This window comes from Pseudomonas sp. UV AK001 (assembly GCF_046097675.1).
In the GTDB taxonomy this organism is placed as follows: Bacteria; Pseudomonadota; Gammaproteobacteria; order Pseudomonadales; family Pseudomonadaceae; genus Aquipseudomonas; species Aquipseudomonas kribbensis.
Genome location: NZ_JBJUVZ010000011.1, coordinates 75338 through 88489, shown reverse-complemented (window position 1 = coordinate 88489; position 13152 = coordinate 75338). Strand labels below are relative to the sequence as shown.

General features: G+C 55.3%; 7 protein-coding genes and 1 pseudogene. 3 read left to right on the top strand and 5 right to left on the bottom strand.

Annotation, left to right across the window (positions count from 1 at the left end; translation table 11 throughout):
* The first annotated feature begins 32 nt into the window (after positions 1-32).
* Positions 33-1148, top strand: a complete 1116-nt coding sequence (locus ACKLNA_RS25190) for a DUF3800 domain-containing protein (protein ID WP_408987422.1) — start codon at positions 33-35, stop codon at positions 1146-1148.
* A 340-nt stretch (positions 1149-1488) separates the two neighbouring features.
* On the opposite strand, the gene ACKLNA_RS25185 is transcribed toward ACKLNA_RS25190, so the two are convergent.
* Positions 1489-3045 (bottom strand): DUF5677 domain-containing protein, encoded by a 1557-nt coding sequence (locus ACKLNA_RS25185; RefSeq protein WP_408987421.1) that lies wholly within the window; start codon positions 3043-3045, stop codon positions 1489-1491.
* A 116-nt stretch (positions 3046-3161) separates the two neighbouring features.
* Entirely contained in the window at positions 3162-7652 is a 4491-nt protein-coding gene (locus ACKLNA_RS25180) for an ATP-binding protein (RefSeq protein WP_408987420.1), read from the bottom strand.
* A 438-nt stretch (positions 7653-8090) separates the two neighbouring features.
* On the opposite strand from ACKLNA_RS25180, the pseudogene ACKLNA_RS25175 reads away from it, so the two are divergent.
* A pseudogene (locus ACKLNA_RS25175) lies at positions 8091-8552 on the top strand (DUF808 family protein); the annotation flags it as partial.
* 64 nt (positions 8553-8616) lie between these two features.
* Here ACKLNA_RS25175 and ACKLNA_RS25170 read toward each other — a convergent pair.
* Both ACKLNA_RS25170 and ACKLNA_RS25165 read right to left on the bottom strand, forming a co-directional pair.
* The gene (locus tag ACKLNA_RS25170; RefSeq protein WP_408987419.1) at positions 8617-9405 is read right to left on the bottom strand and encodes a VacJ family lipoprotein; all 789 of its coding nucleotides are present in this window, start codon (positions 9403-9405) and stop codon (positions 8617-8619) included.
* Positions 9398-10696 (bottom strand): serine/threonine protein kinase, encoded by a 1299-nt coding sequence (locus tag ACKLNA_RS25165; RefSeq protein ID WP_085710535.1) that lies wholly within the window; start codon positions 10694-10696, stop codon positions 9398-9400. The genes ACKLNA_RS25170 and ACKLNA_RS25165 overlap by 8 nt, the downstream gene beginning before the upstream one ends.
* A gap of 223 nt (positions 10697-10919) precedes the next feature.
* On the opposite strand from ACKLNA_RS25165, the gene ACKLNA_RS25160 reads away from it, so the two are divergent.
* Positions 10920-11291, top strand: coding sequence for a hypothetical protein (locus ACKLNA_RS25160; protein ID WP_408987418.1), 372 nt, complete (start codon positions 10920-10922; stop codon positions 11289-11291).
* Positions 11292-11342: 51 nt separating this feature from the next.
* Here the strand turns inward: ACKLNA_RS25160 and ACKLNA_RS25155 are convergent, their stop codons facing one another.
* Positions 11343-12938: a beta (1-6) glucans synthase gene (locus ACKLNA_RS25155; RefSeq protein WP_408987417.1), complete on the bottom strand. Its 1596-nt coding sequence runs from the start codon at positions 12936-12938 to the stop codon at positions 11343-11345.
* Positions 12939-13152: the final 214 nt, after the last annotated feature.

The window sequence follows — 13152 nt, the reverse complement described above, 5'->3', positions numbered from 1 at the left end:
ACGAATTTGGATGTAGTTAGCTAGGAGCAAAAATGAAGGATTCCGCCACTGACGGCACCACGCAAATCACTTACTTCATTGATGAGTCTGGAAACACCGGAGACTTGACGCTCGGCGGCGATACGCTGAGCTTTGGCGAGCAACCGTATTTTGGCTTGGGGTGCATCGGCGTAAAAAACATCGAAGAATTCGAAAACAAAATTTCAATGCTCAAAGACAAGCACCGAATTAGATCCAGCGACTTGAAGTCAGTCAAGATTTATAAGGGGAAGCCAAAGTTTGTTCTAGATCTAATAAAACTTATTGTCGACCAAGAGCTTCCTTTTTTCGTTGAGCTAACTGAAAAGAAATATTTCGTCGCAACGAACGTCATATTTTACCTGGCTCTCCCTCCTTACTTTGTCGATAACTCCGATCCAGACCTACAATATACGCGTAACCTGCTTTCTGAGTTCATTGCACTTCATGCGCCAAATGAGGTGTTTACGAATTATTTTAAAGCCTGCCACACGCAAGATAAGGAAAAACTTTTCGTTGCATTCGAAACGCTACTGGAGTTTGCTCGGTCAGGCTCAAGTATGCTACACACATACCTTGCAGATGCTGTTGTGAGCGCGATGGGCACTTTCCAAAAGGTGCTCAAGCAAGAAGTCAGCCAAGAGGAAACCATCAAGCGCTTTCTGCCGAGTCCTGACACAGGAAAAAAAGGTAAGGATGTATGGATCCTTCCAAACTACTCGTCCCTTACTAGTCTTTACGCACGTATAAACCATGCCCATGACGGAAATATCGAGCACGTGAAGCTGGTGCACGACGTCCAAACGCAGTTTGATGACATCCTTTTCGGAGCTAAAAAAGCGGCAGAGGACTCTAAGCCTGGGCACAAGGTTTCACCCACTTCGAACTATGACTTCCTGCAGACAGCGGAGATGTCAATCAAACGCTCGGAAGACTCCCTGGGCATCCAGGCGGCAGACGTGCTCACAGGATTCTTGGTTCGGTACGCACAGGATAAGCTTGTCTATAAAGTCGAGCCGGCAAGCGAGCTGGTGAAAGCCTTCCAGTTAATTGCTGAGACAGAAGATCTTGTCAAAGGCTACGGGGTCAACTATGTCTGGTCACATCATCAGCGAACAGCGGGATATTAAGGCTCCACGAACGCTCCACACCATTACGCCCATATACTGCCCTTAACCTTTATGTTGATAGGGTTTGGCCGCTAGTGAGGATTAAGGCGGAGGGTTCTGATATATCTATGAATACATCTGATGTGTGGGACTTAGCCCGGAAGGTTCTTAGGTAGATTAAACGCTGCCCCAGCTACCTAACATCGCAACGAGCATTGAGTTCAACGCTCCCTCTGCGGGCTGAAATCCTAGAGGAGAAGTCGCGGAAGGAATCCGAAACGGCATACTCCACCACGCCCTGATGTTTAAGGTGCCGTTTCGGGAGCAGTATCACGTGCAAGATTTAGCACTAGACTCGTGGCTATGCTGGTTCCGTAGGGGCCTCCACATTCTCCTCCTTGTCCCCCGATACGTCCTCGATCTCAAATCGGGAATCTAAATCAGGATAAGCCGTGCTCACATCATTCAGGATGGAGTTGACCAAGTGCATCGCATCAGCAATGGTGGGCTCCAGCATGCGGTGCATCGGCAGCGGAATCCTGTGAAACCGATGTAGCGGATTCAGGCAGTGAGTGAAGTTACTGTCCCTTATCGCACCCCACTGACCATGGACGAAGCCCGAGGCCCAGCCGTAGTACCGGTCGTAATCATCCTTCGTGTTTGACTCCTCTGCCAGCCGGCGAAGATCTTTACCGGCCCAGTGGCCCAAATCGATCTCCACGTACTCTTGGAAGTAGTCCTCGTTCGCCAAAGTTTCCAAAGCCTCTTGGGTCACAAACCGAGGCTTTTGGCCGGCCATCTCCTCGTGCTTGAGCAGGGCTAGCTTGGCTTGGCCGGCACCATAGGAGCGGAACTTCTTCCACATCTCGTCGTTCCCGCAGCGCACTAGGTAAGCCAGCGAGATCCTGCATTCAGTGAGAGATCGAAGCAGTAGCCTTCCGGTGATTGCTGAGCTCAATGGGCCCATGCTCATTTCGGCTAAGCAGGCGAGAGCGAAGAACCCGAACCCAAAAACGCCATCGTGTTTCGGATTCAGGCCAGTGGTGCTCAGGCTTGTGAACCAGTGAGCCAGTAGAGCTTCGCGAACATCATTAATCGTCTTGCCCAAGATTTTGGGGTCGTGGGTAGTCCTGCCTCTGGCCTCCAATGGAGCCGGGAGGCAATGGGTATGTTCCAATGTGTCAGCCCAGAATAATTCGGGCCATGGGTTCGTTTTTCGATCCTGTTTGAGGCTGGTTACAGCCATCTCCATCGATCTGATGGAGGGGCGGACTGATCTCATATCTCCCCGATGTGGATATTCGATAATCTCCTGAATCTGCTCCCTCATCTCCTCCATGACGAAGATCTCCCCTAGGCCTAGCTTGAACAGCACGCTTAGCCAGCGCACATCTGTGGCTTCTTGGGACTGATGATCAAAGGTTTTTAACACCGCCTGGGCTAGGGTTTGCCAGTCGTCTTCGGTTGCCTCAACAGCGAGTGTTGCCTTCCACCAGTCGCGACCTGGAAGGTTTTCGAGGAGCAGTAACGGACGCAACGCTTGCAAGCCTGAATGGCAGCGGAGCACCCGGCTCACGAGGGCGTTGAAGAGCTCTCTCGGCTGGTTCGGCAAATCAGAGTGGCGAAGCGACCAGCCCAGTGCTTCTTTTGGCTCCTGCTCGTGTTCATCATCACGTCGATAGCGAATGCCGATGGAAGCGATGTCCCGAAAAACCTCGATTGCCTCCTCACGCGGAATTACAGTAATGACCAGGCAGGCCCAAAGCATCTCCGGTAGGCGAGTGTTCGCCCATGACGAGAAGCTCATCCCTGTGAGCTGCATAATGGGGGGTATGAGCGCTTTTCCTACCCTTTTGTGATCTGCCAGTGACGACGTAACTTTTCCGGAGCGATTTGGCTTTTTCTTCCTGTTAGACATGAGCTACTTCCTGTTTGGCTACGCACTATTCGAACTGTCATCAGCCATAAGGTTGAAGCTGGCCCAGTTAACTGAAGCTGAGCCTCGACCTGATGACCACCCCGGTTGCCCCTAACTCAGGAATCCAGGTCGAATGGCTCTCCTGGCTCTCCCTTGTCCACATCCCTTTTCCAATGTTGCAGCTGTGGTTCGCGCTTGCTAAACCAAACGACCCCTTCAGATCGACGCCAGGAGGCATGGCTGTTTCCACCGCCAGGCCAAGCACCCCGTTCTGTGACAAAAATCCATACACATGACAGACCGTCCTCCTCGAGAAAGGAGTCAAACAAATTCTGATCGATAAAGGCATGAGAGCCGTCGTCAGAACTCTGCCCACTGACGAAAAGTGTTCTGCCAGAGCTGTCAGCGTATCTGTTTGAGTTTGCGTGATGCGGCGTCAGCCCTAGTCGTTTTGCGAGCCATGGTGCAGGTATCAGAGCGTGAGCGCCGTCGTTCAGTGACGCATCTAGATGGGACTCCCAGTGGTAACGGAAACACGGGTAGGCAACCTCAATCTCCCCAATATTGTGAAAGTCCATGGTTGACCACTGTTCCTGTTCCCACGTCGAGCGCCAAGGGGCTTCCAGCAGATAGCCATCGTCCGTCGCGTTTCGGGTTGACCAGTTGTCTACTCGAACCTCTTTTTCTATACGGATGTATTTTATGAGCCTCTGCTCATCTTCCCGTCTGACGATCACAGGTAGTAGGAAGCGCCATTCCTGCTTTCTAAGCCCGTGCTCGCGGCTGGACTTATCTTTGTAGCGCTCCGATACCGACCGATGCTCATGCAGGACTATCCAGGCCCGGCCCTTCGCATCCGTCCTGCTGACAAGGCTTGCCATACCCAAAGCCGGATCCTCTTCGAAAGGCCAACTCCCGAGTTCCTGTTCTGAGGTCTGTCGCATGGTGATTTCGGATCTGGGAATGAGATCTTCCGGACTCGCCGCCTTTTCGGAAGTTAGGAGGATTGTTGGATCTATGTCCCGATGAAAACCTACATCGAGAGGGCCAACATACTGACGCGATCCATGGAGGGCACGTTCGGACATCCATTTGTTATCAGCAAGGCTGCAGAGAAGCTCATCCAAAGCCAGCCACTGATATTTCTTACCAATACGCTCAACCAACGGTCTGTCCCGACTGTAATCATGACGCCTGCTACGATCATCGGGGAACAGATCCTTCGTCCAGCCTAGGGCATAGGCACGCTTCGCAACCCAGAGCTGGGCTGCAGTCACATCGATATGCGGTAGCTGGTCAGGCCGTTCCTCGGGGGCATTGAATCGCGGCCTGTACTCCTTGCGATACCTAGCCTTTTCACCTGTGCTCAGCATTCTTAGAAGGAGTGTCTCGCACGCTTTAAAGCTTTCAGAGTAGTCAGGTGCAGCAGTGCCCTGCCGGCGCTGAAGAAGATCTCGGAAACGGTTGGGCGTAAAGGCATGCATCATCTCAAGGAGTTCGACGCGTTCAGAGCAATGGTCGATGACTTCTTGCTCAAAGATTTCATATCTTTCAGAAGGGGTCAGGGGCTCAGGCGTGCTGAGCGAGATATCCAGGAACGAAGTCACGCGAGGTCGTATTTCATAGCAGCCAAAGTCGCCACCCCACTGGGCGCATGAGCTCTGTATCTGAGAGTCGCCAGCACGCTTGGCAGCCTTCTCGACCGCCTCTTCTGTAACGGAAAGCCGAATGAGCTTCGAGTTATAGGGTGGCCGGGCTTTTTGAATGTCCACAGTTTCTGGTAAGCAGTTTTTGCAATCGGCGAGCTCGATAACCCCAAGGGCGGCGTCTCGAAGCAGGATGGACGCGGGGACGTCCGCTCGGTCGAATACAGCCGTGTAGGCTACCTCAGAAAAGGTTCGCAGGAGCCGTTCACAACTGCTGACACAGCACGCGCCGAAGGCAGCTGTGTGCAGGCGCTCCAGGATGTACAAGTCGTCCACTGCGGCGAAGTCATCACAAAGCTTCGCGTACAGAGAAAGGTTGCGGATCATCAGGGAGGTAAGCGCTTTGGTGGCCTTGTCCCGCAGCTCCCGATTAGAGCTAGCAAAAAACCATGTGAGGATTATCGCGCAAAGGTACTGCACCTCAGGGTCTGTCTGCTCACTTTGCTCAAGAGCGCTCCATTCTATGAGCCGTCTGGCAGTATCCCCCTCATCTAAAGGAAGAGTATTCGCGTGAACAGTCCAGTTTGCGTCCCGCTTCGGCATATCAAGGACGATTAGCCGCTTATGCAGCGCTTTTGCATTCCAGGGGTGCCCAGCACTCGCGCTAACCTGAATAATAATATCGAAATGTCGATCATCAAATTCCAAGAACGCATTGAACAGCTCAAGCGTCCGGGGGCTGAACGACTCATTACTGCGCCACCTGATGCTTTCTATGAAGGCATCGTTGACCGCTGGATCATTTGCCCATGCATTGATATCGCCTGGCAGCAGATCGAGGAGCTCTTGCTTGAAACGCTCAGGCAGTTGCACCGACAGAGCGTCTACCAATCCAACCCAGTCTCCATGAATACTATCATCATCATGGATGAATCGAAGGGAGCCAGATTTCAGTGCATCAGAAGGATCTTGCACCGTATCCAGAATCACTGAGGCTATCAAGTGATCTTCAAGTCTTTGGAAGCTGAAGCGAACGATGTCATCAGGGGCGGCAAAAGGATCGATGCTCCTTTCCCTAGGATCTGGATCAAGTCGGAATAATCCGTTTCTCTGAAGAACTTCGAACCATGTGGTTCCGGGAGGTGCAGGATATGCGTGAAATTTCCCACCGACGATGCGTATAGCGTCGTTATGGGGCACGTAGTCCCGTCTATTTATCGCCATCTCCGATGCAATGGCAGCGAGTGCTTGGTTGGTTGGCTTTACCAGTTCATCGCTACCATCTCTTCCGGCGCCTAGGTTGCGAGCAATGCTTTTCGTGTAAAACGAAAAAACCTGCTTTGTGCCTACCAACCCCTTTGGAAACCACTTTTGATTTTCCTTTTCAAGAGCAACGCAAGCGCTGCGCAGAAAAAGCGGATTTACAAACTCGGCAGCTAGCCACGGTGTGTTCGGTTGAGATATACCGCGCTTTCCCAAGTATATGCGAGCCGCCCTGGACTGCTCTTCCTGCGTCTCAAATCCGCGAATTCGGAATGCTGGAACCTTCTCACTTACTGTTGGGGGGATAATATAAGGGATGTATTCAGTCCTACAACTGAAAGCCAGCATGAGATTCGGGTGGCGTTCGACTCTCGCGACGAACTCTGCAAGCTCATTACGCCAGAGGGTTAATCCAGCGCCCTCATTTACCGCATCCACTAGGATCAATCCGCGCTTGCCGGTAACGTCTGCGGCGGCACTCAGTGCCTGTAGTAATGCGTCAGGATTAATTTCTCCGACTCCCAGGCGCTTGGAAATCTGAGCCCAGACGCTGTCGCCGTTTAGCTGTTGGCCAAGGATCAGGACGACAGCTCTGCCCTCTGATATGGCGTTCTGCGCTACGCTCCCCAGCAGATGCGACTTTCCCGTTCCCGCTTTTCCAAATATAAAAATACTGCGGCCTGATTCCGCAGAAAAGTATCGTCCCTCAATCAGTGACCTGAAGACGTATGATGCATCACTGAGGTCTCGTAATCGGTGCTCTACGTAGTCCAGTGAGGGGCTGCCAGATTTCGGTTGCTTTGTCTTTTCTTGCTTCGCTTGCCAAAGAGTCCTTTCTAGGTCATGAACACAGTCTGAAATCGACTCGATTATCTCCAGGGCTGCCGCTATAGGCCACACTCTCCATGCGTCTGAAGTGAAGGCCAGGCTAAGTTTATCCAAGGCAGCTGAATGAGTCTGTATACTTTCAATAAGCCCTAAGCTGCCTTCTAATGACTGCTCAATGCCATCAAGTTGCGCAGCGCTCTGTATCTTTGAAAAGTGCCCTTGAATCTCAGTAATAATACTTCCGTCGCGCAATATGACTTTGAATATTCTCTCAATGCCGACTTCCACATGGTCTTCAGGGTGGTATCTTTCGTCCAGCGATTTGACTGCTAGGTCAATGTGATCGGAAAACCATTTTGGTGAGAATTCAACGTCGCCGAACCAATATCTGCGTAACCCTTCAGCATTGGGATGAGTTAGTCGATCCGTGATTTCTGAGGCCGTCCATGCAATAAAGTCGACATGGTTACCTGGCGCAATGAGCTTTGCCCATTTTTCCTTTCGAGAGTGCCAACGTTCCCAACCTGTGTTGCCGCCATTTTGCTTGCCAGTCTTATCAGTCAGGTCACAGGGGAGAGCGACAACATACCTGGACAATCCTGGGTGCGTTTCCAAGGCTCGCCGTACTGAGTCGTCAATGTTAGCCCAATCTATATCACCCGATTTTGTATAGTATTTAGCTTGATAACCAACCTCGCTCCCATCACTGAGCAACCAGTACGCCTCGATTCCCCCGTCTCCTCCAGCACCTTCTATTCGCCTAAATTCTGCATCAGCAGCTGGCTGCTCACGTCTGGCTAGCTGGCATATGAGTTCTTCAAAGGCGAGGCGCTGCCCTGAATCCATGCCTCTGATGCGTCTGTAATCCATGTTGCGTCCGTTGCGAGAAATGGTAGTCGTAATGGCAAATTGCCGATGTCGAGTGTATCTGTTTCACATGAGTGCGGCTTTCAACGTGTGGATTTGATTTGGTGCTGAGTCGGAGTTGGCGATGATCAATAGAGACAGACTGGGGGAAACCACTGATCTCACTTCATTCGTTGCTGCCTGAAGGGGCATTTTCTGAGAATTTTAAATACGGGACATTGTCATTGTGCCGTCAAATTTACTAAGCAGGGCAGGCATTACTAAAGGGCCGCTAGCTGCGTCAGGACGTCGGCGCTAATGGAAAAACGGCCTTGTCGTTTGGTGGGGGACGAGCTGGGGCAGATGAGCCCACATTGTGCTAAATCGGGTGATGCACAAGCCTCCATCGCCCATGCAGGTCAAGCTGACCGACGTATTGTGCAAGAAGTCGGTGGTTAAAAGATCCTCTCGGCGGAAATCATCGCCATCACCCTCGGCACCGTGGCCGAGGCGTCGCTGACCCAGCAAGTGATCGTGATGTCGGGCATCGCCGTCGTCATGACCGTGGGCGTCTACGGCCTGGTGGCCGGCATCGTCAAACTCGATGACCTCGGCCTGTGGCTGACCCAGAAACCCGGCGCTGCGGCGAAACGCATCGGCAACGCCATCCTGCGTGCCGCGCCGTACATGATGAAAGGCCTGTCGGTGATCGGCACGGCGGCGATGTTCCTGGTCGGCGGCGGCATCCTGACCCACGGCGTACCGGTGGTGCATCACTGGATCGAGAGCGTTGCCGCAGCGGCGGGCAGTGCAGGGTTTGCAGTACCGGTGCTGCTCAATGGCGTGGCGGGGGTTGTGGCGGGCGCGGTGGTGCTGGCGGTTGTGTCGGTCGTCGGCAAGCTCTGGAAAGCGCTGAAGGGCTGATTTACGGCTCAATGAAAAAGGCCATTCGATTTGCATCGAATGGCCTTTTTTTGTGGCTGCCGGTTTACTCGGCGATCTGCAGTTTGCGCGATTCGGTGTACACGTAGCGCACCTTCTCGTATTCGAACGGCGAGTTCATCTGACCGTAGCGGAAGCGGGTCTGATAACGCTTGTCGACTGCCCGCAGCGCCCAGATTTCCGGGTGGTTTTCGCTGACTTTCGACACGTTCAGGTAGTTGATCGCCGATTCGGCGGTGTAGTCCACGGCCAGGCCGGCGGTGTCGCGGATGTTCGACGGGCCGAGGATCGGCAGCACAAAGTAGGCGCCGCCCGGTACGCCGTAGAAGCCCAGGGTCTGGCCGAAGTCTTCGTTCTGGCGCGGCAGGCCCATGGCGGTGGCCGGGTCCCACAGCCCGGCGATGCCGATGGTGGTGTTGAGCAGCAGGCGCGCGGTGGTTTCCATCGAACGCTTGCCCTTGAACTGCAGCAGGCTGTTGACCAGGTTCGGCACGTCGCCGAGGTTGTTGAAGAAGTTGCTCACACCGGAGCGCACGAAACCGGGCGTGATATAGCGATAGCCATCGACCACCGGCAGGAACACCCATTGGTCGAAGCGGTAGTTGAAGTGGTAGACCCGGCGGTTCCACGATTCCAGCGGGTCATACACGTTCAGTGCGTTGAGCGTCGAGCGCTCGAATTCGCGCTGGTCCAGCCCCGGGTTGAACTTGAGTTTGGACAGCGGCTCCTTGAAACCGTCACTGTCGACCACCACCGGTGCATTGGCTTTGCTGTTGTCGGCCTGGGCCACGCCTGCACAGAGTAACGCTGCAAACAGCAGGAGATATTTAGCCACGGAAGAACTCCAGCATGGCGTCGCTGTTGACGCGGTAGTTAAGGTTGCCGCAATGGCCGCCCAGTGGGTAAACCGTCAGGCGATCGCCGAAGGTCTTGCGCAGGAAACCGAGGTCGCCGGGGCCGAGGATCACGTCGTCGGCGTTGTGCATCACGGCGATTTTCGGGCTGTCGTGCAGGTAATCCTTGAGGGCGTACAGGCTGACCTGATCGATCAGTTGCAGCAGGCTGCCGCCGTCGGTGCGGGCGCGCCACATCGGGATCACCTGTTCGGTCAGGTAACAGTCGAAGTCACATTGCAGCGCACGCTTGAGGAACGGCGTGAGGCTGGTGCCTTCGGTGATCGGGAATTTCGGCGGGGTGATCAGGCCGCGACGGTTGATCAGGTCCGAAGTAAAGGCGATGTCTGCCGCCGAGAAGCGGAACGAGGTGCCGATCAGCATCGCCATCTGCTCGTTGCTCAGGTGCTGCTTGGACTGCTGGAAGTCATAGAGCAGCGCGTCGTTGAGGTCGATGTAGCCTTTCTGCTGGAAGTAGCGGGTCAGCTTGGCCAGCACCAGTTCATAGAACGTGGTGCTGTTGTTGATGCCCTTGACCTCGGTCTGCACCAGTTTGTCGAGGTTGGTGATCGAGGTGTACAGGTTGACCGGCGGATTCAGCAGCAGGACTTTCTTGAAGTTGAAACTGCGGCGGGTTTCGTCCAGGTGAGCGACGAACGCTGCGTCCAGCGCACCAAGGCTGTAGCCGCTGAGGTAATAGTCGGTGACCGGCACTTTCGGGTTTTGCGCGCGCACGGCCTGCATCACCCGGTACATGTCTTCTGCGTCTTCCTTGGTCACGCCGGGAGTGGCGAAACGCGAGGCGGCGCTCATGAAGTCGAAACTGGTCGGGGAGGACAGCTGCACTACGTGGTAGCCGGCCTTGTAGTAGAGCTTTTTCAGGTATTCGTTGAGGCTGCTGTCATACCGCGCGCCGGTGCCGGCGATCAGGAAGATCAGCGGGGCTGCCTTGTCCTGGGTGGCGATGCGATAGGTGAGTTTTTTCACTGCCCAGAAATTGTCCGGCAGGATGAACTCGCGTTCCGGGCGCAGGGTGACGCTGCGGTCGGTCTGATTAATGTCGTCGTCCGAAGGCAACTCCGGACGCAGGTCCGGCGGCGTGGTGGCGATGGTCGCTTCGAACGGATTGGTCAGGGGATAGCCATAACTGGCGGCGTCGATATCCACCGCCAGCGCGGACGCACTCAGGATAAGGCCGCCAAACAGGGCGGCGAAGCGCAAGGATCGGAGCATGAGTGAATCCCTTAAAGGAAGGTGCCGAATGAGGTTCGCAGGCTATGACCACTGGGTTTGCGCCAAAGTGCCATGCATCGGCACCAATCAGACGGAATTCGGGGTAATAGTAGCCGGACGATACACTTTGCGCGGATCGAATGACCAGTTAAGAGTTGTTAGTCCTTGCGTATGCGCGGCGGCAGATTAAGCTGGCCGCCGATTTCATCGATTGGAGTGTTCCATGTCCCGCCGCTTGCCCGTGATTCTGCTGCTCGTTCTGTTGCCGTTATGGCTGGCCGCCAGTTATGGCGCGCGTTATGGCTTCATGGAGGACGCGCAATGGGTGGGCATCTGCGTTGACGAGGCGAGCCGCTGGGAATGCTCGGTACGCTCGAACCTGGGCCTGATGATTCATTTCCAGATGCTCGGCTGGGCGGCGGTCGCGACTGCCGTGATCGGTTTTGTCGTGCCGGGGCGGGCAGGGTGGTGGCTGGCGGTGCTGGCGCTGGTGTTCGGGTTTCCGGCGCTGGCGTTGTACAACACCACGCTGGCGGTGTTTGCGGTGGTAATTGCCGGGTTGCGGCTGGTGCGGGAATCCCGAGTCGCCAACTGACTGGTAGTGCTGCATCGCGGGCTCGCCCGCGATGCTTTTAGTTACTGTAGGTCAGCGGTTGCGAACCCGGAGGCAGCGCCACAATGCGGCCACCATCAACCCGCTGACCAGCGCCCAGCCCCAGGCCTGTTGGTTCTGCAAACCTTCACGGAACAGCTGCGGCGCAATGCTGGCACCGATGATGAAGGTCAGCAGCGCAATTTCCCGGCGGGCCACCGGCACCGGGCGACACAGATAAACCAGTGCCGGCAGAATGAACGCTGCACTCGCGAAGCTGCGATAGCGCGGATCGAACACCATCTCCAGCACCATCACCGCTGCCGCAAAACCGGCCGCGGCAACCAGCCAGCCGGCTTGTCGTTCGAAGGCATTGAAGGCGCGTTCACGCCAGCCGCTGCGGGCGCTCAAGGTCAGCGCGGCGTGCGCCAGCACCAGCAGATTCAATACGGTCAGCAGGCCGACCCACACCCATTCGCTGGCGAAGCGCGTGGTCAACCATGCCAGGTTCGCCCAGGCACCGATCGAACAAGCGGCGAGGGCGCCAAGCAATGGCAGCACCAGCGCTGAACCCGTGGTGCGAACCCGACCGCCAAGAACCAACGTGCCGAAAAAGATCAAACCGCCGATTGCCAGCCAGCGCGACCAGTCAGGCACGTTCGACACCGGCCCGGCCAGCACGCCTTTGTCCTGGCGATCCGCATCGAACAGCCCCCAGTAACCGCCGACCGCACCTTCACTGCCGCGCTTCCACGGCTGGTCAAACGCTTCGATCAGGTTGTAATGCCAGCCCTGCTGTTCGGCGAGGGTGACAAAACCGCGAATGAATTTGGCTTCATTGACCCGACTCGGCAACGCAGTCTCACGCTGGCGACCTTCGCTCGGCCAGCCGGTTTCGCCAATCATCACGTCCTTGGGCGCGAACTTGTTGCCGAACACCTGACGCACTTCCGCCACGTGTTGCAGGGCAGCGTCGATATTCGAAGGATCATCCTCCCAGTACGGCAGCAAGTGAATGGTCAGGAAGTCCACCGCCGGTGCGACTTCCGGGTGCTTGAGCCAGAACTCCCAGACATCGGCGTAGGTCACCGGCTGCTTGATATGGCTTTTGACCTTGTTGATCAGCTTCGCCAGTTGCGCACCGGTGACTTCCTTGCGCAGCAAGGCTTCGTTGCCGACGATCACCGCACCGACCACGTCCGGGTTGGCGTTGGCCGAGGCGATCAGCAGATCGACTTCTTTCTCGGTGTCCATCGGATTGCTGTTGACCCAGGCGCCGATCATCAGCTTCAAACCATGCTTGCGCGCCAGTTCCGGCAGGGCTTCGAGGCCGGTCATGGAATAGGTGCGGATGCATTCGAAGCGGGTGGCGAGCAGGGCGAGGTCGGCGTCCATGCGTTCCGGGCGCAGTTTGAACGGCACGTCGAACGGCGACTGATCCTTGTCGAACGGCGTGTAGGAGGCGCATTGCAACTTGTGGGTCGGGGTGGCGACGTCCGGCAGAATCACCGGTTTTCCGAGGCCATACCAGAAGCCGCAAAGCGCAAACAGGCCGAGCAGGCAGGCGAACAGATAAGGAAGAAAAGGGAAGCGGGAGGATGCGGACATGGTCAGGCCGAGTGGCTGCAAAGCGACGCATGTTACCTGCATTTATAGAGGGGTTGGTGGCCTGCATGTTTTTGACATGCAAAGTTCGGGCGGATTGTCTGGCGTCAAATATTCAGACGCAGTTAATGGCTTTCTGATGTCGTTTCTCGTTGCTTCGAGGTCGCTGGCAGAGCAGGTCGCTGTGTGCGTCAGGTTGATGATCAAAGCCATCAGTACTCCGCTGATGTTCGAACGAGTTTGCGGTCAGGCGTGATGG